The organism is Deinococcus sp. YIM 134068 (genome assembly GCF_036543075.1).
Classification (GTDB): domain Bacteria; phylum Deinococcota; class Deinococci; order Deinococcales; family Deinococcaceae; genus Deinococcus; species Deinococcus lichenicola.
The window spans coordinates 48,713-69,985 of sequence record NZ_JAZHPF010000003.1 but is presented as its reverse complement, the minus strand read 5'-3'; the positions used below and the strand labels follow the sequence as shown (position 1 = coordinate 69,985).

General features: G+C 69.4%; 18 protein-coding genes. 13 read left to right on the top strand and 5 right to left on the bottom strand.

Features of this window, described 5'->3' with window-relative positions:
- Positions 1-5: 5 nt before the first annotated feature.
- The 3 genes from aspS to V3W47_RS04665 form a co-directional block, all read right to left on the bottom strand.
- Positions 6-1,739, bottom strand: coding sequence for an aspartate--tRNA ligase (gene aspS / locus V3W47_RS04675; RefSeq protein ID WP_331824017.1), 1,734 nt, complete (start codon positions 1,737-1,739; stop codon positions 6-8).
- Positions 1,736-3,031, bottom strand: coding sequence for a histidine--tRNA ligase (hisS, locus tag V3W47_RS04670; RefSeq protein ID WP_331824016.1), 1,296 nt, complete (start codon positions 3,029-3,031; stop codon positions 1,736-1,738). The genes aspS and hisS overlap by 4 nt, the downstream gene beginning before the upstream one ends.
- 168 nt (positions 3,032-3,199) lie before the next feature.
- Positions 3,200-3,568 carry an IPT/TIG domain-containing protein gene (locus V3W47_RS04665; RefSeq protein WP_331824015.1) on the bottom strand — a complete coding sequence of 123 codons (369 nt, stop codon included), beginning with the start codon at positions 3,566-3,568 and terminating at the stop codon, positions 3,200-3,202.
- 38 nt (positions 3,569-3,606) lie between these two features.
- Between V3W47_RS04665 and V3W47_RS04660 the strand changes: the two genes are divergently transcribed.
- The gene (locus V3W47_RS04660) at positions 3,607-4,590 is read left to right on the top strand and encodes a diacylglycerol/lipid kinase family protein (protein ID WP_331824014.1); all 984 of its coding nucleotides are present in this window, start codon (positions 3,607-3,609) and stop codon (positions 4,588-4,590) included.
- A gap of 13 nt (positions 4,591-4,603) precedes the next feature.
- Here V3W47_RS04660 and V3W47_RS04655 read toward each other — a convergent pair whose 3' ends face one another.
- Positions 4,604-5,644 (bottom strand): tyrosine-type recombinase/integrase, encoded by a 1,041-nt coding sequence (locus V3W47_RS04655; RefSeq protein WP_331824013.1) that lies wholly within the window; start codon positions 5,642-5,644, stop codon positions 4,604-4,606.
- A 596-nt stretch (positions 5,645-6,240) separates the two neighbouring features.
- On the opposite strand from V3W47_RS04655, the gene V3W47_RS04650 reads away from it, so the two are divergent.
- The 11 genes from V3W47_RS04650 (at position 6,241) to V3W47_RS04600 (ending at position 18,869) form a co-directional block, all read left to right on the top strand.
- Positions 6,241-7,251: a sugar ABC transporter substrate-binding protein gene (locus tag V3W47_RS04650; protein WP_331824012.1), complete on the top strand. Its 1,011-nt coding sequence runs from the start codon at positions 6,241-6,243 to the stop codon at positions 7,249-7,251.
- A 13-nt stretch (positions 7,252-7,264) separates the two neighbouring features.
- Positions 7,265-8,821 (top strand): sugar ABC transporter ATP-binding protein, encoded by a 1,557-nt coding sequence (locus V3W47_RS04645; protein WP_331824011.1) that lies wholly within the window; start codon positions 7,265-7,267, stop codon positions 8,819-8,821.
- Entirely contained in the window at positions 8,818-9,792 is a 975-nt protein-coding gene (locus V3W47_RS04640) for a catechol 2,3-dioxygenase (protein WP_331824010.1), read from the top strand. Before V3W47_RS04645 ends, V3W47_RS04640 begins: the two co-directional genes overlap by 4 nt.
- A 20-nt stretch (positions 9,793-9,812) precedes the next feature.
- Positions 9,813-10,472, top strand: coding sequence for a GntR family transcriptional regulator (locus V3W47_RS04635; protein ID WP_331824009.1), 660 nt, complete (start codon positions 9,813-9,815; stop codon positions 10,470-10,472).
- Between the two features lie 86 nt (positions 10,473-10,558).
- Positions 10,559-11,494, top strand: coding sequence for a DUF6282 family protein (locus V3W47_RS04630; protein ID WP_331824008.1), 936 nt, complete (start codon positions 10,559-10,561; stop codon positions 11,492-11,494).
- Positions 11,491-12,201, top strand: a complete 711-nt coding sequence (locus V3W47_RS04625) for a PIG-L deacetylase family protein (RefSeq protein WP_331824007.1) — start codon at positions 11,491-11,493, stop codon at positions 12,199-12,201. The genes V3W47_RS04630 and V3W47_RS04625 overlap by 4 nt, the downstream gene beginning before the upstream one ends.
- Positions 12,195-12,827: a 4-carboxy-4-hydroxy-2-oxoadipate aldolase/oxaloacetate decarboxylase gene (locus V3W47_RS04620; RefSeq protein WP_331824006.1), complete on the top strand. Its 633-nt coding sequence runs from the start codon at positions 12,195-12,197 to the stop codon at positions 12,825-12,827. Before V3W47_RS04625 ends, V3W47_RS04620 begins: the two co-directional genes overlap by 7 nt.
- Positions 12,828-12,829: 2 nt before the next feature.
- The gene (locus V3W47_RS04615) at positions 12,830-14,413 is read left to right on the top strand and encodes a tannase/feruloyl esterase family alpha/beta hydrolase (protein WP_331824005.1); all 1,584 of its coding nucleotides are present in this window, start codon (positions 12,830-12,832) and stop codon (positions 14,411-14,413) included.
- Between the two features lie 286 nt (positions 14,414-14,699).
- Positions 14,700-15,884 carry a sugar ABC transporter substrate-binding protein gene (locus V3W47_RS04610; RefSeq protein WP_331824004.1) on the top strand — a complete coding sequence of 395 codons (1,185 nt, stop codon included), beginning with the start codon at positions 14,700-14,702 and terminating at the stop codon, positions 15,882-15,884.
- Between the two features lie 166 nt (positions 15,885-16,050).
- Positions 16,051-17,457 (top strand): ABC transporter permease subunit, encoded by a 1,407-nt coding sequence (locus tag V3W47_RS04605; RefSeq protein ID WP_331824003.1) that lies wholly within the window; start codon positions 16,051-16,053, stop codon positions 17,455-17,457.
- A complete protein-coding gene (locus tag V3W47_RS04600; protein WP_442877203.1) occupies positions 17,454-18,869 on the top strand; it encodes a sugar ABC transporter permease in 1,416 nt (471 codons plus the stop codon). The genes V3W47_RS04605 and V3W47_RS04600 overlap by 4 nt, the downstream gene beginning before the upstream one ends.
- 69 nt (positions 18,870-18,938) lie before the next feature.
- Here the strand turns inward: V3W47_RS04600 and lnt are convergent, their stop codons facing one another.
- Entirely contained in the window at positions 18,939-20,405 is a 1,467-nt protein-coding gene (gene lnt, locus V3W47_RS04595) for an apolipoprotein N-acyltransferase (RefSeq protein ID WP_331824002.1), read from the bottom strand.
- A 148-nt stretch (positions 20,406-20,553) separates the two neighbouring features.
- Here lnt and V3W47_RS04590 point away from each other — a divergent pair, with 148 nt between their 5' ends.
- Positions 20,554-21,258 (top strand): metallophosphoesterase family protein, encoded by a 705-nt coding sequence (locus tag V3W47_RS04590; RefSeq protein ID WP_331824001.1) that lies wholly within the window; start codon positions 20,554-20,556, stop codon positions 21,256-21,258.
- Positions 21,259-21,273: the final 15 nt, after the last annotated feature.

The following is a 21,273-nucleotide window of genomic DNA, read 5'->3' as shown; positions in this document are numbered from 1 at the left end:
GAACTCTATTCCCCCCCGAGCACCTGCAGGCCCACCTCGGCGAGCTGGGCCGCGTCCACGGGAGAGGGGGCGAGGGCCATCGGGTCGGCACCCCGGTTGTTCTTGGGGAAGGCGATGACCTCGCGGATGCTCGACGCCCCCGCCATCACCATGACGAGGCGGTCGAAGCCCCACGCGATGCCGCCGTGGGGGGGCGTGCCGTATTCCAGCGCGTCGAGGAAGAAGCCGAACTTGTCCCGCGCCTCGTCCTCCGACAACCCGATGGCCGCGAACATCCGCGCCTGCACCGCCGGGTCGTGGATGCGGATGGAACCGCCGCCGACCTCGTAACCGTTGAGGACGAGATCGTACGCCTGCGCGCGAATCTCGCCCTGCCGCCCGGTCCCGAACAGGGCCACGTCGCCCTCGTGCGGTGCCGTGAAGGGGTGGTGCATGTAGGTCCAGCTCCCGCTGTCCTCGTCGAAGTCCAGTTGCGGGAAGTCCACGACCCAGGAGACGTGGAACCTCGGCCCGCCCGAGGCCAGATCGAGGAGGTCCCGCAGACTCAAGCGCACCGCCCCCAGCGCCGTCACCGCTGCCCTCCACTCGCCCGCCGCGAAGAGCAGGGTGCCGCCCGGCTCCACGCCCGTCCGCTCCAGCAGCAGCGCCGTCTGCCCGCCGACAAACTTGCTGATCCCACCCGTGAACGTGTCACCCTCCCGCCGCACCCACGCCAGCCCTCTCGCCCCGTTCTGCTTCGCCACCCGCTCCAGCTCGCCCAACTGCTTGCGGGTCAGGGCCGCCGCCGCGAGGACCTTCACCGTCCCCGCGTCCGCGAAGGCCGCGAACTCTCCACCCCGGAACAGGTCGGTCACGTCCGCGAACTCCAGCCCGAAACGCAGGTCTGGCTTGTCCGAGCCGTAGCGGTCCATCGCCTCCCGGTAGGTCAGGCGGGGGAAGGGGAGAGGCAGCTCGTGGCCGAGCACCTCGCGGAAGACGTGGGCCATCAGGCGTTCCTGCACCTCCAGCACGTCGTCTTGCGTCACGAAGCTCATCTCCATGTCGAGCTGGGTGAAGTCGGGCTGGCGGTCGGCGCGCAGGTCCTCGTCGCGGAAGCAGCGGGCGAGCTGGTAGTAGCGGTCCAGCCCCGCGATCATCAGGAGCTGCTTGAACAGTTGTGGCGACTGCGGTAGCGCATAGACCTCACCGGGGTTCAGGCGGCTGGGAACGAGGAAGTCGCGCGCCCCCTCCGGCGTCGAGCGCGTGAGCATCGGCGTTTCCACCTGCACGAAGCCGGAGGCGTCGAGAAATTGCGTCACCGCCGCCACCGCCTTCGAGCGCAGCATCAGGTGGCGCGTCATCTCCGCGCGGCGCAGGTCGAGGTAGCGGTACTTCAGGCGCAGGTCCTCGGCGACCGCATCGCCCTTGTCCAGCTCGAAGGGCGGTGTCTTCGCCCGGTTCAGCACCACGACCCGCGAGGCGATCACCTCGTAGTCGCCCGTCCCTCCCTTGCGCTGTCCCTCCGGACGCGGCTGGAAGCGGCCCTCCACCTCCACCACGTACTCCCCGCGCACGGTGTCGGCCTCCGCGAAGGCCGGGGAGTCCGGCTCCACCTGCACCTGCACGACCCCCGAGCGGTCCCGCAGCTCGATGAAGATCAGCCCGCCCAGGTCCCGGCGGCGATTCACCCACCCCTGAAGGGTGACGGTCTGCCCCACGTGACGCTCGTTCAACTCGCCGATATAACAGGTCCGCTTCATGCTCGCTCCAACTCCAAGAAGGCGCTGAGTTCGGCCAGCGCCACCTCACGCTGAACCCCGGTCGCCAACGTCTTAACGTTCAATACGCCGCGCGCCGCTTCCTCACTGCCGATCACCGCCGCGAGGGCCGCTCCCCGGCGGTCGGCCTCCCGGAAGGCGCTGCCCGGCTTCATGGCCCGGTACGCGAACTCCACGCGGGTGACGGCTCTGGCTTCGAGGGCCACCTGAGCCGCCAGCCCGACCCGTTCCTCGTCCATCGCGGCGAGGAAGAGCAGCGGGCCGCCCGCCCTCGGCAGCGCCACCCCCTCCGCCTCCAGCGCGAGGAGCAGCCGCTCGATCCCGAAGGCCCATCCCACGGCGGGCACCTCCGGCCCCCCCAGTTGCGCGGCCAGCCCGTCGTAGCGCCCGCCCCCGCCAAGCGCCGACTTCGCGCCGACGCCCTCGTGGTGGAGTTCCCATGCCGTGCGGCGGTAGTAGTCCAGCCCGCGCACGATGGAGGGGTCCACGTCGAAGGGCACGCCCCACGCCGTCAGATAGTTCTGCACCGCCCCGAAGTGCGCGCGGGCCTCGTCCCCCAGGAAGTCGAGCATGGGCCGGACCTCCAACTCACGAATCAGCGCCTGATCGCCCCCGCTCTTGGAGTCGAGAATCCGCATCGGGTTGCGCTCCAGTCGGTCCCTGCTGTCGTCCGAGAGCCGGTCCAGGTGTGGGGTGAAGACCTCGCGCAGGTAGGCGTTGTACCCCTCCCGGTCCGCCGGGTCGCCGATAGAGCCGAGCTTGATCCGCCCGCCCGTCAGACCCAGGGCGCGCACGACCTCCCACATCAGCCAGATGGCCTCGGCGTCCACGAGGGGATCAGAGGACCCCAGCACCTCGTAGTCGACCTGATGGAACTGGCGCTCACGGCCTTTATGGACATTCTCAGCGCGGAACATCGGCCCGTGGGTCCACAATTTCAACGGAGCAGGCAACTGCTTGAGGCCGTTCTGGAGGTAGGCGCGCACGATTCCGGCGGTGCCCTCCGGGCGCAGGACGTACCCACCGTGCGTGCCGAAGTAATAGACGGTGAACATCTCCTTGCGGACGATATCCGTGCTCCCGCCAACGCCGCGTTTGTAGACCTCCGCCTCCTCGAACAGTGGTGTGTTTATAAAACTCGCCCCCGCGCGTTCCAGCACCCGCCGCGCCGTGTCCTCCACATGGGCGAAGGCGGACGCCCGCACGTCGAGACCGAGTTTGGGAGAACCCTCCGGCAGATGGTCCTGGGTGCCCTTCGGGCGCTGGAGCGGCATAACGCAGGGGAGTGTAGCAGGGGAGGGGAGCGGACGGTTTCCAGCAGGGAGCGACTTATAGGGCGCAGGGGACGCGGGAGCGGCGTCCGCTCGTCAAACGGTCTAGAGGTCAAACCGTCTAACTGCTGACTGCCGTTTGACCGTTCGACCTTTAGACGGTTCGACCCCCTACGGCCTGACGCTGTACGGCAGCCCCGTCGAGAGCTTTCCGCCCACCTCCACGAACAGCCACGAGCCGCCCACGGGCGCGTCGCTGGGAAGGGTCAGGACGATCTCCTGGTCGGTCCACGACCGGACCGCCGCAGGGGGGAAGACGTAGCCGCCCGCGCCCGTGGCGTCGGCTCCCAGCCGCACGCGGCCCGTGGAGGGGCCGCCGAGGTAGCGGCCCTGGACGGTGAGGACGCCGCCGCGCGGGGCGGGTTCGGAGAGCTTGACGAGGACGGGCGTGACCGTGACGCCCGCCCCGGCCTGCTGGCGCGGCGCGCATGACGCCAGGACCCCTGCGAACAACAGTGAAGTAACGAAGAAACGCACCATACCGAAAGCCTCCGTGCGGGCAGTCTAATAAGTGCCGAATGACGGGTCAAACCACCCCCCCCGATGCCCCCACCCCCGCCGACACGACCGACCCGCTCGCCGCCCTGCGGGGCAAGCGGGTCCTCGTCGTCTTCAACCCGCGCAGCGGCCAGGGCGAGAGCACCCTCCCCGCCTTCGTGACCCGGCTGGGGGAGGGTGGGGCCACCGTCACCGCGCGGGAGCTGGGGCGTGACACGCCGCTCGCCGAGTACGTGACCGACCTGGAGGAGTTCGACTGCCTCGTCGCGGCGGGGGGTGACGGGACGGTGAGTGCCCTCGCCTACGCCGCGCGCTACCGGGACGTGCCCGTGCTCGCGTACCCGGCGGGCACCGCCAACCTGATCGCGCAGAACCTCGACCTGCCGCGTGACCCGGACGACCTCGCCGCCATCGTGGCGGACGGGAACGCCGTGCGGGTGGACCTCGGGGAGGTCGAGGTGCAGGGGGAGCGGAGCGGCTTCGCCATGCTCGCGGGGGCCGGGGCCGACGCCGCCATGATCCGCGACTCGGAGGACCTCAAGGAGAAGTACGGGGCGCTCGCCTACGTCCTGAGCGCCATGCGCCAGCTCAACCCGAAGAAGACCACCTTCCGCCTCGTCGTGGACGGCGAGCAGCGGAGCTTCGAGGGCATCGGCGTCATGGTCGCCAACTTCGGCATGGCGAACTACCGGCTGCCCATCACGGGCGACATCAGCCCCTCCGACGGGCGCTTCACGGTCGTCCTCCTCAAGGCGGGCAACCTGCTGCGGCTCGTCCCCAACCTGATCGACTCCCTGCGGGCCAAGTTCAACCTCGGCGATCCGGTGTTCAGCGGCAACCTCGAAACCCTGGAGGCCAAGACCGTCACCGTGGAGGCCGAGGACCCCTTTCCCCTCCAATACGACGGTGAGCTGCACGTCGAGACCACACCCTTCACCGCGCGCATTCTGCCCGGAGCGGTGCAGTTTCTCACACCGGTGCGGCGCGGGGATTTGGACACGTAGGAAGGGGCGCGGTTCACCCCTCCGTGTCCTCGACCCGTTCGAGGGCCTCGCGCCGGATGTCGGTGTCCAGCTTGGCGTAGATGGCGCTCGTGGCGATGTTGGCGTGTCCGAGGATGTCCGCCACGACGTGCAGGTCGCGGGTGGCCCGGTACAGCCGCGTGCCCGCCGTGCGCCGGAGCGTATGCACCCCGAACATGTCGCGCGGCAACCCGGCCCCGGCGAGGTAGCCGTTCACGATCTCTCGCAGCCCCCGCACGCTGAGCCGGGTGCCGAAATGCGAGGGCCGGAAGGAGACGAGGAGGGCCGGCTCGTCCTCCCGGACCTGCCCCCGGACCCGCAGCGCCTCCCTGGAGCGCAGCCACCGGGCGAGGACCCCCGCGCCCGCCCTGGGGACGGGCACCCGCCGGGCCTTGCCCCCCTTGCCCCGCCGCACATGAACTTCCCCCAGCGTCAGGTCCACGTCGCCGACATCCAGCCCCACGATCTCGCCCGCCCGCAACCCCAGCGTGGCCCCGAGCGTGAGGATCGTGAGGTCGCGCAGGCCGGTCTCGTCCTCGCCGTGCCGCTCCACGGGCAACGCGAGAAGCCGCCCCAGCTGAGCCGGGGGCACGGCGCGTTTTTTCGTGTGGGCGGGCGTCGCGTCGTGGGGTGCCCGCACGTCGCGCGCCGGATCGTCCCGCCGTGCCCCCGCCCACACGAGTGCCCGGAACAGCGCCCGCACCCCGTAGAGATAGGTGCGGACGCTGCTCAGCTCCAGCCCCCGGTCCCGCACTCCGATCAGGTAACGCTCGATCGCCTCGGCGTCGAGCTGCGTCAGCGCGTGCCGTGGGGCCTCCGGGGGGCCGACGAACGCGAGGAAGTCGCGCACGGCGAGCGTATACGCCCGGAGCGTGGCCGGGCTGACCTCCCCAGCCCGGCGACTCTTGAGCCGCAGGTGATAGTCGAGCAGCTCGCACAGCGTCGCCGCATCCTGCCCATGCGCGGCGCGGAGTGCCTCCCGGCGGCGGTTCTCGGGGGCGGCCCAGCGGGAGTGGAGGACGAGTTCGGTGCCCATGCCGTCCAGTGTAGCAATTGCCGCTAATGACACTTAGCGGCAATCGCTACTAGTGCAATTAGGCAGAAAGCGAGGCTCTGCACTCAACAGTAGGGCTGGACGGCTTGTAGGGAAAGATGCACAGAGCGGCGATGTGCGGAGGAACTCGTCACGCTCACGGTCATGCGCCGGATCTCGGACTGGACCTCAGACTGGCTCTGGGACGGCCTGGGGGATGGTCAAGATGCGGTGCTCATGCTATGCGTCGGCGGAGGGCGGGTGTGTCTGTGGATGTGCCGCCGAGGGACTGAGACCTCTCCTCCTGATGACGCGCCTGTATCGCCCGTGCGTGAGCCCGTGTGCTTGAAGCGTGGGCGATGGCGGAAGCTGGGGGGTGTGGGCAAGGCCGTCGGGTCTTGCTTGTGCTGCTGAGGTGGAAAGGAGCTGTACTTCGCTTGTATTAATAAATAGAACGTTCTCTCCTGCTGTCGGCGGCGGGGGAGCGAGGCGTCGGAGGCTTGAGATGGGTCTAAAGGTCCAACCGTCGAACCGTCTAACGGCAAAAGGCAACACACCGCGTCCCACGTCCCCCTTCCCCACTTCCCGGAGGTTTCACCATGCGTAAGTTCCTGATGCTGTCCGCCGCTCTGACCCTGAGCGTGAGCACCGCGCAGAATGCCAACGTGGCCTTCGTGTACTGGAACACGGCCAACGCCGCCTTTCAGGAGATGGCGATGGGCGTCAAGCAGGCCGTCAAGGAAAGCCGGGGCACCAAACTGGTCTCCACCGCGCCGAACGGCACCAACCCCTCGCAGGTGGTGTCCATGTTCCAGTCGGCGGCCCAGACCTCGAAATCGGGCATCGTACTCCAGGCCCTGACGCCCGACCTGTTCCTCCGCCCGATCAAGACGGCCACCGACGCGGGCATCCCGGTGGTGTCCATCGACGCCCCTCCTCCCAGGAACGCGGGCGTGAACCTGTTCGTCAGCAACGACAACGTGGAGCTGGGACGGCAGGTGGCGCGCGAGATTCTCAAAAAGATTCCCGCGAACGCACGGGGCAAGATCGTCATCGGCACGAGCAATCCCGGCGTGCCGCCCATCGAGGCGCGCGTGGAGGGCATGATCGAGGTCATCAAGAAGGAGCGCCCCAACGTGACCATCGTCGGCCCGCTGGAGACCCGTGGGCAGACCGGCTCGCCGTCGGACGTGTTCACCGTCTGGAACGGCATCGTGCGGGCCAACCCGGACGCGCTGGCCTTCCTCTCCCCCACCAACTCCGACCCCGGCCAGCTCGCCCTGATTCAGCGCCAGCTCGGCAGGAAGTTCCTCGTGGGCGGCTGCGACCTCGAACCCACCGCGCTGGAGGCCGTGAAGAACGGCTACGTGGACGTGCTCGTGTCCCCGGAGCACTGGCTCAAGGGCTACGTCGCCATGAAGCTCCTGCTCGGCCAGACGCAGGGCGGGGCGAAGATTCCGACCGGCTTCTGGAACACGGGGGGCCTCGTCGTCACGCGGGCCAACATCGATAAGGTGCTCGCCCGTCAGAAAACCGAGGCGTCCCGTGCCCTGGCGCTTGTGCCCGTCGCCAGGCGGCAGCTCGCCAACCCCGGCGCGTACCTCAAGTAAGGCGGGGGCGACTATGGCGACCTTCGAGGCCATCGGTATTCGCAAGTCCTACGGCGGCACGCACGCCCTGAAAGGGGTGGACTTCCGCGTCCGGTCCGGCAGCGTCCACGCCCTGCTGGGCGAGAACGGCGCGGGCAAGAGCACGCTCGTCAAGATTCTGACTGGGGCCGAGCGCCCCGACGCGGGCGAGGTGCGGCTCGACGGCAGGGCGGTCCGCTTTCACAACACCGCCGAGGCGGGCAGGAGCGGCGTCGCGGTGGTGTCGCAGGAACTCAGCCTCTTTCCCGACATGGACGTGCTGAGCAACCTCTACCCCATGCGTGAGCGGCGGCGCGGCCCGCTCGTGGACCGCCCCGAGATGCGCCGCCTCGCGCTGCCCGTGCTGCACAGCCTCGGCCTGAATCCTGACCTGAACGCGCCGCTGGCCGACCTCAGCCTCGCCGAGCGGCAACTCGTGGAGATCGCCCGCGCGCTGATCACCAGTCCGCAGGTCCTCGTGCTCGACGAGCCGACCTCGGCGCTGGAGGCGAGCAGTTCCGCGCGGCTGCTCTCGGCGCTGCGGGTGCTGCGGGAGCGGTCTGTCGCGGTGGTCTTCGTCTCGCACATCCTTCAGGAGGTGATGGACCTGTGCGACGAGGTGACGGTGCTGCGCGACGGCGAGGTAGCGTTGCCGAGCGCACCCACCCATACCCTCGGCGTGTCGGGCATCGTCTCGGCGATGCTGGGGGACAAGGCGAAGCTGCGCCGGGCGGAGGAGGCCGCCGGGTCGCGGGCAGGCGTGCAGGCGCTCGCGGGGCAGGTGGGAGCCGCCGGGGGTGGGCCGCTCACCGTCACCAACATGAACGTGCAGGGCGGCGCGCGGAACGTGAGTCTGGAGGTCAGGCCCGGCGAGGTCGTCGGCCTGACCGGGCTGATGGGTGCGGGACATCAGAGCGTGCTGGAGGCCGTCGCAGGGCTGCGCCGCCGGGAGGCCGGGGCGGTGACCTACCCCGACGGACGGCCCGGCCCGCGAGAACTGCGGGAAGGCATAGCGCGCGGCGTGGCTTACGTCACCGGGGACCGCAAGCGGTTAGGATTGATGCTCGACAAGTCCATCTGGGAGAACGTCGCGGCGGTGCAGTCGGTGGGCCTGGCGCGCACCGGCCCGCTGCTGAGCGTTCCCGCCCTGCGCCGTCGCGCCCAGGAGTACGTGAGAAGCATCGGCATCCGCGTGGGGTCGGTGGACCATCCGGTGAGTTCCCTCTCGGGCGGCAATCAGCAGAAGGTCGTGCTGGCGAAGTGGCTGGAGACGCGCCCCGGCCTCCTGCTGATGGACGATCCGACGCGCGGCGTGGATGTGGGCGCGAAGGCCGAGATGCACGGCATGATTCGCGCGCTCGCCGAGGCGGGGTCGCCGACGCTGGTGTGTTCCACCGACCTGGAGGAACTGACCGGCGGCCTGTGCGACCGGGTGCTCGTGTTCTACTCTGGCCGCGTGTGCGCCGAACTGAGCGGGGAGACGTTGAACTCCCAGACGTTACTGGAAGCCATGAATACGGGCCACGGCCCGGCGGCGGGGGTGGCGGCATGAGTCATAACGGACCCGGACGGACCCACGACCTCGCCCACCTCGCGCACGTCGAACTCCTCACGCCGCGCCCCGAGGAGAGCCTGCACTTCTTCACCGAGGTCATGGGCCTGGAGGTCAGTGGGCAGGAGGGGGAAAGCGTCTACCTGCGCGGCTGGGACGACTACGAGTACCACACCCTGAAGCTCACGGCGGCGCGGACGAACGGCATGGGACACTGCGCCTTCCGCGCGGGGAGTCCCGAAGCGTTGGAACGGCGGGTGGCGGCCATCGAGGCTCAGGGGTTGGGCATCGGCTGGCAGGGCGGCGACCAGGGCCACGGCCCCGCCTACGCCTTCCACACGCCGGACGGCCACCGCGCCGAGCTGTACTACGAGACGCGCTGGTACGAGGCGGACGAGACCACGCGGCCCGCCCTGAAGAACCAGGCGTCGCGCTTCCCGGCGCGCGGGGCGAACCTGCGGCGCATCGACCACCTCAACCTGCTGGCCTCCCGCGTCACGCCCATGCGCGAGTTCTTCGTGGACACGCTGGGCACGCTCCTCTCGGAGCAGATCGTCTTCGACGACGGGAGCGAGAAGGCCGCGTGGTTCAGCATGAACTCCAAGAGTTACGACCTCGCCGTTTCCGAGGACCACTCCGGGGCGCGGGGCCGACTCCACCACCTCACCTACGCCGTGGACAGCCGCGAGGACGTGCTGCGGGCCGCCGACATCTGCCTGGAACATGGCGTGTTCATCGAGACGGGACCGCACAAGCACAGCATCAACCAGACGTTTTTCCTCTACGTGTACGAGCCGGGCGGCAACCGCTTCGAGATCGCGAGCGCCGGGGCGCGGCTGATCCTCGCGCCGGACTGGAAGGTGGTCGTGTGGAACGAGGCCGAGCGCCGGAAGGGGCAGGCGTGGGGCCTCCAGACCATCGCCTCCTTCCACACCCACGGCACGCCGGTCGTGACCGGGGAGACGCCGTGACGACGGGCTATGCTGACGCGGTGAGTCCCCGCACGACCGACAGGCAGACCGTGGCCGACGAGGCGTACACCGTGATGCGCCGGGCCATCCGCAGCGGGGACCTGATGCCCGGCGAGCGGCTGGTGGAGACCGACCTCGCCGAACGCTGGGGCCTGGGCCGCAACGCGGTGCGGACCTCCCTGGCGCGGCTGGAGCAGGACGGGCTGGTGGAGCGGTCGCCCTTTCGGGGAGCGCGGGTGCGCGTGATCAGCGAGGCCGAGGCCGTGGAGATTCTGGAGGCCAGATCGGTGCTGGAGGGTCTGGCCGCCCGGCACGCGGCGGGGCGCGTCACCCCCGAGGGGCTGGAGGAGTTGCGCGCCCTCCTGCGGCGGATGGAGGAACACTCCCGCGCAGGCGACCTGCTCGCCTCCTCCGACGTGAACAGCCAGCTCCACCGCCGCATCGTGGAGCTGGCCGCGCTGCCCATCGTCGCCCGCCTGATCGACGGCCTGCACGCGCAGAACGTCCGCCACCAGTTCCGCACGGTGCTCGCGCCGGGCCGGGCCGCGCAGTCCCTACAGGAGCACCGCGCCATCGTGGACGCGCTGGCGACGGGGGACGGCGACACGGCGGAGGCGGCCATGCGGCAGCACCTCGCGCACGTGGTGGAGACGCTGCGCTCCCTGCAAAAGCCGCGCTAATCCCCCGCCATACCGTCCTGGATTGGATGAAGGGCCGAACTCAGCCCGAACACTGTAGACAATCTCGTCGACAGATTGGAGGACCCATGACCGCCACCACCCATCCCACCCCCAGCCGCGAGGCGCTCGACCTCACGCGGGGCGCGTTCGATCTGCACGTTCACATCGACCCGGACGTGATTCCGCGCCGGGTGACGGACCTCGACCTCGCCCCGCGTTTTCTGGAACGTGGTCTGCGCGGCTTCGTCCTCAAGTCGCACTACACCTCCACCGCCGAACGTGCTTCCGTGGTGCGGGCCGCCGTGCCCGGCATCGAGGCGCTGGGGTCGCTGACGCTGAACAGCGCCGTCGGTGGCCTGAACCCGCTCGCCGTGGAAATCGCCGCCCGTGAGGGGGCGCGCATCATCTGGCTCCCCACCGTGGACGCCGAGAACGAGGCACACGAACACGCGGCCCGTCCCGCCGGGGCGAAGCTGCCGCTGTGGGCGAAGTTGCAGGAGGACCTGCGCGCCCGTGGGCTGCCCGTGCCCAGCGTGCCCGTGCTGGATGAGGGGGGCAGAGTTAAAGAGGCTCTGCGTCAGGTCCTCCAGGTCATCGCCTCTCACGGTCTCGTCCTCGCCACCGGGCACCTCTCGCGGGGCGAGATTTTCAAGGTCGTTCAGGCCGCCCACGAGGAGGGGGTGGAACATATCGTCGTCACCCACCCGGACTACCCGACCCAGAACCTCAGCGCCGAGGATCAGGTGGAACTCGCCCGGCGGGGGGCGTGGATGGAACGTTGCGCCGCCCCGTCGTACAGCGGCAAGGTGCGCTGGGAACGGCTGTTCGAGGCGACGCGCGCCGTGGGGCCGGAACGGACCATCTTCTCCACCGACTTCGGGCAGCCCGCGAATCCACCCGTGGAGGACGGCCTGCCGATCATGGTGGACCAGTTCCTCGCGGCGGGGTTCGGGGCCGACGACCTGCACCGCATGACGGTGACGAACAGCGTTTCACTCGCGGGCGTGGCGGTGAACGCGTGACCCGGCTGCTCGTGGTCAGCGCCCACGCCGCCGACTTCGTGTGGCGGGCGGGGGGTGCTATCGCGTCCGTGACGGCAGCGGGCGGCACGGCGCATGTCGTGGCCCTCTCCTACGGGGAGCGTGGCGAGTCCGGCGAGCTGTGGAAGGACCCCGGCCAGACCGAGGAGAACGTCAAGCGCATCCGGCACGAGGAGGCCAGCCGCGCCGCCGCGCACCTCGGCGCGACCTTCGAGGGCTTCGACCTCGGCGACTACCCGCTCGTCATCGACGACGCCGCGATCAGCCGCCTGGTGGACGCCCTGACCTCCTTCGCGCCGGATGTGCTGCTCACGCACGCGGAAAAGGACCCCTTCAACCCCGATCACCCGGTCGCCTACGTCGCCACCGAGCGGGCGCGGCAACTGGCGAGCGGGGCGGGCGTGGCGAGCGCGTTCAAGACGATCAGGCCGCCCCAATTCCTGCTGTTCGAGCCGCACCAGCCGGAGTTGTGCGGCTTCGTGCCGACCACCTTCCTCGATATCACTCCCGTCTTCGCGCAGAAGGAGGCGGCGATGGCCGAGATGGGGGCGCAGGGCTATCTCAAGACGTACTACACCGAGCGGGCGGGACACCGCGCCAACCACGCCCGGCGCATCAGCGGCAGGAGCGAGATCAAGCAGGCCGAGGCGTTCATGCGGGTGATGCCGCAGGTAATCCAATCATGGTGAGGCCGCAGGACTTCCTCCCCTTCGGCGTCTCCACCGTGTACGAGGCGTCAGGCCGTCAGGGGCTGGTGGACACCGAACTCCATCAGATCATTCCCGGCAGCCGCGTGTGCGGTCCGGCCCGCACGGTCCTCTGCGCGCAGGGCGACAACCTGATGGTCCACGCGGCGATGGCCGCCGTGAGGCCGGGCGAGGTGCTGGTCCTCGTGATGCCAGAAGAGGAACCCGTCGCGCTCGTCGGCGACCTGCTCGCCACCCAGGCGAAGGTGCGTGGGGCCGCCGGAATGCTGATCGGCGCGGCGGTGCGGGACGTGGAGACGTTGCGCGAGATAGGATTGCCGATCTGGTCGCGCTTTATCCGCTCACGTGGGGCAAAACGCACGGACACCGGAACGCTGAACGTCCCCGTTCAACTCGGCGGAACGACCATTCGCAACGGCGACCTCGTGCTGATGGATGCCGACGGCGCAGTGGTCATCCCGCAAGATCGCGTGGAGGACGTACTCAGCGCCTCCCGGCAGCGTGAGCAGAAGGAGGCCACCAACCGCGAGAAGTTCGAGTCCGGCGTGCTGTCCATCGACCTGTACGGGCTGCGCGAGGGGCTGGCCCCCCTGCTCGTGGAGGGCTGAGCGTGGACCTGCGGCGGGTGACGCTGCTGGGATTGGGCGAGGCGGGGAGTGAGATGGCCCGCGACCTCCTCGCGGCGGGCGTGGGGGTGCGGGCCTACGACCCCGACCCGAGCAGACAGGTGGACGGCGTGACCCTCGCCGGGGACGAGGCGGACGCGGTGGGCGACTCACAGATCGTCCTCAGCGTGAACTGGTCGCGGGTGTCGCTGGACGTGGCCCGCCGGGTGCGGTCCGCCTTGCAAGCCGGGCAGGTCTACGCCGAGTTGAACACCTCCTCACCTGACAAGAAACGGGCGGTCGCAGACGTACTCGGCCCGGACGCTCTCGTCGTGGACGCCGCCCTGATGAGTCCGGTGCCGGGGAAGGGCATCCGCACGCCCATGCTGGTGTCCGGCCCCGGCTCGGCCCGCTTCGCCGAACTCCTGCGCCCCCTGAATGGCCCCGTCACGGTGCTGGACGGCCCGGTGGGGCTGGCGGCCTCGCGCAAGCTGGCCCGCAGCGTGTTCTTCAAGGGGCTGGCGGCGGCGGTCGGGGAAGCTCTCGAAGCGGCGGCCCGGATGGGTCCCGAGGCGGAAGCTGCCCTGCGCGCGGACATCACCCAAACGTTGATCGAAGCGGACGCAAGCTACGGCAACAGGTCGGGCGTCCCCAGCGCGTCGTGGAGCAGCCCGGCCAAGATCGCCAATCTGGTGAGCTACGTGCGGACGCAGTGCGACGGCCTGGACGGGGCCGAGGACGGCATCATCGGGGATGTGCGGGCCTGCAACGCGCGGGTGACGGTCCAGACGGTCAAGGCCGCCCTGCGCTGCCCGGACGGGGCCGATACGGGCGACACCTGCTTTTCCGACGCGCAGCTCACGGCGATCGAGAAGATCGGCTCGCCCGTGCAGTTCAGCTTCGCGTTCGCCGGGGGCAGCACCACGTATCCGAGGTGGCCGATCCTGGAGGGCGGGACCTTCCTCTCCAACCACCTGGGGCGGACCAACACGGCGGACCCGGCCAAGACGCCCTTCGTCGCCGACGGTACGGCCTTTCAGTACTTCCCCGGCAAGGGCGACGTGACGGGCTTCATCACGCGGGACCTGAGCTACGACCCGCTGGCCTTCGACCCGTCCGCGTGGGTAACGCGCCTTCAGCAGGTGTCGGGCTGGACGGACGCGGTGAGCCTCGACTACAGCCGCTTCACGGACCACGGCGGCAAGCTGCTGCTCACGCACGGCACCATCGACGACTCCATCACCCCGCACAACACTGTCATGTACTGGGACCGGCTCGTGGCGGCGAACGGTCGGGCGGCGGTGGACCGGTTCGCGCGCTTCTACCTGATTCCCGGCAAGGGTCACGGCCAGGGCCTCTTCCACGCCAAAGTCGATCTGCTCTCCGCGCTGGAGGCCTGGGTCGAGCGCGGCGTCGCCCCGCAAAACCTCGTCGCGGTGGACGGCAACACGGGCGAGGCGACCGCCGCCACCAATGGCCGCACCCGCCCGCTGTGCGAGTACGGCAGCTTCCCGAAGTACACCGGCGCGGCCAGCCCGACGCAGGCCCAGGCAAACGACGCGGCCAACTTCACCTGCACGGCGTACTGACGCACAGATCAGTCTCCCCCGGTCTCCCCTTTCGCTCGCCCGGTTCGAGTGGGGGGAGACCCTTTTGTTGCCGCCGGATCAGACGCGGGTATGGGTAAAGGCTCACTTAAGGGGATGGTCGTATAGGGCGCGATGTCGGGCGGGCGGGAGTGGAAGAATAGCGGCGAACAACCGTTCAACAGTGGGACCTGTCCCGGCGGCCCATCCATCTTCTTGGCGGGTGGCTGGAGGAGGTTTCAGACGACCGACCGGACGCAGAAGTCCGGCCCGGTCCCAGGGAGACGCTATGAAGAAAGTGGTGTTGGCGCTGACCGTTGGTCTGGCTGGAAGTGCTTCCGCAGCAAACCTGACGATGTGGACCTCGTTCGAGGCGGCGGGCGAGATTGCCTGGGTCAAGGCGCAGGCCGCGCAGTTCGAGAAGAAGACGGGGCACAAGGTGACGGTGGTGAGCGTGCCGTTCGCGCAGACGCAGGACAAGTTCATCCAGAGCGCGCCGAAGGGGCAGGGGCCGGACCTGATCGCCACCGAACCCCACGACCGCCTGGGGCGGTATGCGGCGTCGGGCGTGATCGAGCCGCTGGATAAGTACGTCACGTCCAGGTCCGACTACGACCGGACGGCCCTGGGGGCGTTTACCTACAAGGGCAAGCTGTTCGGGCTGCCGCTGAATGCGGAGGCCGTGGCGCTGATCTACAACAAGAAGCTGGTGCCCCAGGCACCGACGACGTGGGCGGCCTTCCTCAAGGCCGCGCAGGCCAATACCGGCAGTGGGAAGTTCGGCTACCTGACGGACATCAGCGAACCCTACAAGAGCTACGGCTTTGTCAGCGCGTATGGCGGGTACGTGTTCAAGAACGATGGCGGCACGCTGAACACGGGGGACGTGGGGCTGGACAACACGGGGACGGCGAAGGCGCTGGGGTTCCTGAACGATCTGCGCTACAAGTACAACCTCGTGCCGGAGGGCGTGAGTCAGGACGCGGCCAAGAGTGCCTTCGTGGACGGACGCGCGGCGATGCTCTACACCGGCCCGTGGGACATGGGCGACATCAAGAAGGCGGGCATCGACTACGGGATCGCCAACTTTCCGACGCCCCCCGGCGCGACCGGGAAGTGGAGTCCATTCGTGGGGGTGCGGGCGGTGCTGGTGAACGCCTACAGCAAGAACAAGCCGGTGGCGGTGCAGCTCGCGCGGCAGTTGACGAGTCCCGAGGCGCAGCTGGCCTACAACAAGGCGGGCGGGGCGATTCCGGCGAGCCTCTCGGCGCGGGCGCGGCTGAAGAGTGACCCGGTGGTGGCGGGCTTCGGGCGGGCGATCAGCGCGGGCACGGCGATGCCGAACATCTCGGAGATGGGGGCGGTCTGGGGGCCGTGGGCGGCGGCGACGGCCCAGGCGGTGCAGAAGCCCGGCCCGAACTACGCGGGACTGCTCCAGAAGGCCGTCAGCGAGATCGAGTCCAACATCAAGTGACCGGGACCTGAGGCTGGGGGCGGCGGACCGGGAAGGGCTGTTCCTGTCCGCCGCCCTCGTTTCGGGGGGGGCGGGTCGAACGGCCAAACCGTCAAACCGTCAAACCGTCCCCCTCCTTCGACCATTCGACCGTTCGACCTTTCAATCTGCGAAGGAGCCGCCCCGGATGACCGTGACCCTGCCCCAACGTTCCTCCCGCTCCACGACCCCGCCCGACGGCACACGCGGCGTCCTCATTGCGGTGTTCGTGTTGATGCTGCTGCTCGGCGGTGCCGCGTTGCTCGGGTGGCTGCTGTCCAGCCTCACGGCGCGCGTGGTGCCGGGGGCACCGCCCTACATGATCCTGGTGTACACGCTCGCGGCGCTGGTGGTGGGGATGCCGCTGGTGGCCCGCGCGGTGCCGTGGATCACCAACTGGTTCTACCTGTTTCCGGCGCTGGTGTTTCTGGCGGCCTTCACGGTGCTGCCGGTCGTGCTGACGGTGAACTACGCCTTCACGAATTACAGCGGTGAGAACAGCGGCAACCCCGACTCGGGGGTGCGGACGGAGGCGAGCCTGAGTGCGGACCGCCTCAGGGTGACGCTGGCCGAGACGCCGGAGGCCACGTCGGTGCGAGACTACCTGCGCTGCCGCGCGGCGACGTGCGCGGGGGATACCATCGTGCTGTTCGACGAGACGGCCTCGACGCCCGTGCAGGCGCGGATCGCGGGCGTGCAGGGGAACGTGGTGACGCTCGCGGCCCCGGTGGCGGCGGGCCTGGAGGTGGCGAACGCGACCCGGCTCAACCGCTACGGGTACGTGGGGCTGGCGAACTTCCAGGAGATTCTTTCCAAGGCGAGCACGGCGCTCCTGCCCGTCTTCGTCTGGACGGTGGTGTTCGCCTTTTCGACGGTGGTGCTCAACGCGGTGGCGGGGCTGATTCTGGGCATCCTGCTGTACAACAAGCGGCTCAAGGGGCGCAACGTCTACCGGACGCTGCTCTTCTTGCCGTGGGCGATTCCGACCGTGATCAGCGTGCAGATGTGGGTGGCGCTGTTCAACCAGCAGTTCGGGATCGTGAACAAGACGCTGGGGCTGCTGGGACTGACGGCGGTGCCGTGGCTGGGCGATCCGCTGTGGGCCAAGATCAGCGTGCTGCTGGTCAACCTGTGGCTGGGCTTTCCGTACATGATGACGGCGACCATCTCGGCGCTGGCGACGATCAACGAGGACCTGTACGAGGCGGCGAGCATCGACGGGGCGAGCCGCTGGCAGCAGGTGACGAACATCACGCTGCCGCTGCTGAGAACGTCGTTCACGCCGATCCTGCTCTCGGCGTTCGCGTTCAACTTCAACAACTTCGGGATCATCTACCTGCTGACCCAGGGCGGCCCGGCGCAGGAGGGCCGCGAGAGCACCGCGCAGAGCACCGACATCCTGCTGTCCTGGGGCTACAACACGGCCTTCGCCTCGTCAGGTGGGCAGAACTACGCGCTGGCGAGTGCGATTGCCCTCATCATCTTCTTCCTGACGCTGGCGATCTCGGTGGTGAACTTCCGCGCCGCAGGTGTGTTCAAGGAGGCCCGCAAGTGACGGCGACCCCGACTCCGAATCCGACCCCCGGCACCGGCCCTGGCCGCGCCTCCGCCTCTTCCCTGCCGCCCGGCGGGTACGTCCATCAGGAACCGAGTGCGCTCAGAAAGGCGCTGCCGTGGCTTGTCGCCGCCGCCGTCGTGATCGGCCTCGTCGTGCTGGGGTACTTTCTGGCACGAAATATGGCGGGGCGGCCCCGGAGCTTCACGATCTACTTCGTGGAGGGGGGCTGGCGCAGCTTCCTGCTGTTCCTGCTCGCGGCGAGCGGGCTGCTGGCGCTCACCAGCCTGATCGGGCAGCGGGTCGGAATCGCCCGGACGGGGAGGAAGATCAGCTACGCGGCGGTGCTGGGCGACCAGCTCACGCACCTGTTCCTCATGCTGGTCGTGCTGGTGGCGATCTACCCGATCTTCTACGTGCTGCTGGCGGCGTTCGATCCGCGCAACAGCCTGTTCGCCTTTCCCAACTTCAGCGACCCCAACATCTTCTACCGCACCGGGCTGCTGCCCGACCTGGGCGTGCTGAGCCTGGAGAACTTCCGGCGGCTGTTCGACGGGGTGGTCATTCCGGGGTGGCAACTCGTGCTGTTCGTGATCGGCGGGGCGGCGCTGGCCGCGCTGCTGCTGATCACGCTGGCGGGGCGGCTCGGGCGCGACGAGACTTCCGTCGCCCGGAGCCGCGCCTGGGTGATGCGCGTGCTCGTCGTTGCGCTGGCCGTGCTGGTGGTCTTCATGACTCCCGCGCAATTCACCGGACAGGGCAACGAGAGCAAGTTCATCCTCTCGGTGCGCAATACCATGCTGGTGTCGGGCATCACGGGGGTGCTGGCGATCCTGCTCTCGACCACGGCGGGGTACGCGATGGCCCGGCTGCGCTTTCCGGGCCGCTTCCAGACGCTGCTGTTCTTCATCTTCATCCAGATGTTCCCGGTGTTCCTGGCGCTGGTGGCCGTCTATACCCTGCTGGTGGCGCTGGGCCTGACGAATACCTTCACCGGCCTGATCCTGGCGTACTCGGGCGGGGCTATCGCCTTCAACACCTGGATTTTCAAGGGGTACGTCGAATCGCTGCCCGAGTCGCTGGAGGAGGCGGCGATGGTGGACGGGGCGACCCGCTGGCAGACTTTCCTGCGGGTGGTGTTGCCGCTGTCGGGCGGGATTCTGGTATTCATCTTCCTCAACCAGTTCATCGGCACGTACGCGGAGTTCATCCTGGCGAACGTGCTGCTGACCGGCGTGGAGAAGTGGACGGTGGGGGTGATGCTCCTGAGCTTCACCAGCGCGCAGTTCGCGACCAAGTGGGGCATCTTCGCCGCCGCCGCGACGCTGGGGGCGCTGCCGATCATCGCGCTGTTCTACGGGTTCCAGGGGTACTTCGTGGGCGGGACGGTCTCGGGGGGGGTCAAGGAGTAAGGGGTGAGGGGTTGGGTTCTAGGGATGAGGGGGTGCGGGGCTTTCGGGTCGCCGCACCTCTTCTTTTGGTCATGCTGGCGGCTGGACGCTGGTCGCTGGCCGCCGTCCCAGCCATCCCCCGTAGCCCACCATCAGCGCGGCGAGGAGCAGGGCGGGCAGGTCGCCGTATCGGACGTAGGGGGTCTGTCCGGTCAGCAGTCGGGGGCGGGCGTGGAGGACGCCTTCTCCCCGGCTGAGGGTCTGGACCGGACGGCCCAGGTCGTCCACGGTGGCGGCGACGCCCTCGTTGACGCTGCGGACGACCCAGCGGCGGGTCTCGATGGCGCGGACGCGGCCCATCTGGAAGTGCTGGGTGACACCCCAGCCGTCGTACCAGCCGTCGTTGGAGACGTTGACGAGGAGGTGCGCGCCCTTCTGCGTGAGTTGACGGGCGACCCACGGAAACACGCTGTCGTAGCAGACGTAGGCCCCGTAGGAGACACCGTTCAGGGTCAGGGGGGTGAGGGTGGGGGCGGGGGTCAGGCCGCCGAGGTTGAACCCGAGGACGCCCTCGATCAACCGGTAAACGGGACGCAGGGTGCCGTACAGCGGGAAATACTCGCCGAAGGGGACGAGCCGGGCCTTCTCGTTGCGGGCGGTGATCTGGCCGCCCGCGGCGACGCTCACGACCGAGTTGCGCCGGGGTTGCTCCCCGTAGGGGGTGCCGACGCCGGTGAGGCCGGGGGCGGGGAACTCGGGCAGGCGGGGGCGATTGCCGGGGGCCGTCACCGCCGTCTCGCTCCAGACCACGAGTTCGCCGGGCCGCCGCGCCGCGCTGAGAGCGCGCTGCACGTCCAGTTGCTGGGCGGGGCTGAGCTGGCGGGTGGCCCGCCCGAACGAATCGAACTCGGTTCTCAGCACGAGCAGGGGTTGAACGGGGCCGCTCCCCGGCACCCGCGTCACCCCGTAGGCGAGGGCGGCGACCCACAGGGCGGAGAGGAGGACGAGGGGGGACCGTCTCCCCCACCAGAAGGAGACGAGGGCGGCGGCGGTGGCGGCGATGAGGACGCTGCCGAGGAGCACCCCGCCGAGGTCGGCGATCTGGATGGCGGGGGTGGGGAGCAGGGTGTACCCCAGCGTCGGCCACGGAAAGGCGAGCGGGCCGAGAAAGCGCAGCCATTCCAGCACGACCCACCCGCCCGCGATGGCCCACACCCGCGCCTCCCGCGTGCGGACGAGCCGGGCGGCGAGGAGGGCCATGACGGCGAGAAAGGCCCCCTCCAGCGCGAAGAGGGCGAACGCGAGCACGCCGAGCACGGGCGTTCCGAAGAGCTTGGCGAGGAAGGCGGTGAGCCACCACAGGTGAACGGCGCTGTAGGCCGCGCCCGCCCACCACATCCGGGCGGCGACCCCGCGCGAGGAGGCGGCCCCCGTGACGTGGACGAGCAGCAGCGCGAGCGGGACGTACGAGAGGAAGCTCCACGGCAGCGGCAGCCCACAGGCGGCGAGGAGCGCCCCCAGGGCGAGGGAGACGGGGACGGGGGGGAGGGGCGGCACCGGGCCATGATAGGGAGCTTGTGACCCGTGGCGAAGGCCTCGACACGCCACGGGCCACGGGCCACAAGCGACGAGCCACCCCTCCCCCCTTCGCCCCGGTCCCGCGCGGGGGCCGTGCTCCGGGCCGATGCTCTAGGATGGGGCCACCTTGCGACTGGCCTTCTTGAGTGACCTTCACGGCAACATCCACGCGCTGACGGCGGTGAAACGCTTTCTGGCGGAGCACTCGGTCCACGAGGTCATCGTGGTGGGAGACCTCGTGGGCTACGGGGCCTCGCCGGGGCCAGTCATTGACCTCGTGGGGCGCGAGGGCTGGACCGCCGGGCTGGGCAGCAGCGACATGCGCGTCGCCCTCGAACTCGGCGAGCGGACCGGGCGCGGCGGGGTGGCCGAGCAGGTGCTGAACTGGACGCGCCGGGTGCTCTCGCCCGAGCAGCTCGACTTCCTGCGGAGACTGCCGTCGGGGGGCCGCCTCAAGACCCCGGTGGGCCGGGTGCGGTATTTCCACGGCGCGCCCCACGATCCCGCCGGTCGGCTCGACCTGATGGCCCCCGAGCGCGAGCTGGAGGCGCTCGCCGAGGGCCTGAACGCGCGGGTCCTCGTGGTGGGCGGCTCACACGTGCCCTTCGTGCGGGTGATCGGGGAGACGACCTTCGTGGACCCCGGCAGCGTGGGCCTGAGCCTCAACCACGAGCCGGGGGCGGACGTGGCCCTCGTGGACTGCGCGGGCCGCCGCCCGGTGGTCAGCCTCCACAAGGTGCCCTACGACTTCGCGTCGTCGGCCTTCGACATCATGGCGTGGAACCTGCCGCCCGTGATCGCGGACGTGATCCGGACGGGGCGGATGGGGTGAGGGTCCGAAGGGCTA

Excerpts from the sequence above, each read along its gene's own strand:
- V3W47_RS04655 (WP_331824013.1), bottom strand. The coding sequence starts at position 5,644 with ATGGGCACCGAACTCGTCCTCCACTCCCGCTGGGCCGCCCCCGAGAAC.
- V3W47_RS04620 (WP_331824006.1), top strand. The coding sequence starts at position 12,195 with ATGGTGAGGCCGCAGGACTTCCTCCCCTTCGGCGTCTCCACCGTGTAC.
- V3W47_RS04665 (WP_331824015.1), bottom strand. The coding sequence starts at position 3,568 with ATGGTGCGTTTCTTCGTTACTTCACTGTTGTTCGCAGGGGTCCTGGCG.
- V3W47_RS04650 (WP_331824012.1), top strand. The coding sequence starts at position 6,241 with ATGCGTAAGTTCCTGATGCTGTCCGCCGCTCTGACCCTGAGCGTGAGC.
- aspS (WP_331824017.1), bottom strand. The coding sequence starts at position 1,739 with ATGAAGCGGACCTGTTATATCGGCGAGTTGAACGAGCGTCACGTGGGG.
- V3W47_RS04610 (WP_331824004.1), top strand. The coding sequence starts at position 14,700 with ATGAAGAAAGTGGTGTTGGCGCTGACCGTTGGTCTGGCTGGAAGTGCT.
- V3W47_RS04640 (WP_331824010.1), top strand. The coding sequence starts at position 8,818 with ATGAGTCATAACGGACCCGGACGGACCCACGACCTCGCCCACCTCGCG.
- V3W47_RS04660 (WP_331824014.1), top strand. The coding sequence starts at position 3,607 with ATGACGGGTCAAACCACCCCCCCCGATGCCCCCACCCCCGCCGACACG.
- V3W47_RS04630 (WP_331824008.1), top strand. The coding sequence starts at position 10,559 with ATGACCGCCACCACCCATCCCACCCCCAGCCGCGAGGCGCTCGACCTC.
- V3W47_RS04645 (WP_331824011.1), top strand. The coding sequence starts at position 7,265 with ATGGCGACCTTCGAGGCCATCGGTATTCGCAAGTCCTACGGCGGCACG.
- hisS (WP_331824016.1), bottom strand. The coding sequence starts at position 3,031 with ATGCCGCTCCAGCGCCCGAAGGGCACCCAGGACCATCTGCCGGAGGGT.
- V3W47_RS04605 (WP_331824003.1), top strand. The coding sequence starts at position 16,051 with ATGACCGTGACCCTGCCCCAACGTTCCTCCCGCTCCACGACCCCGCCC.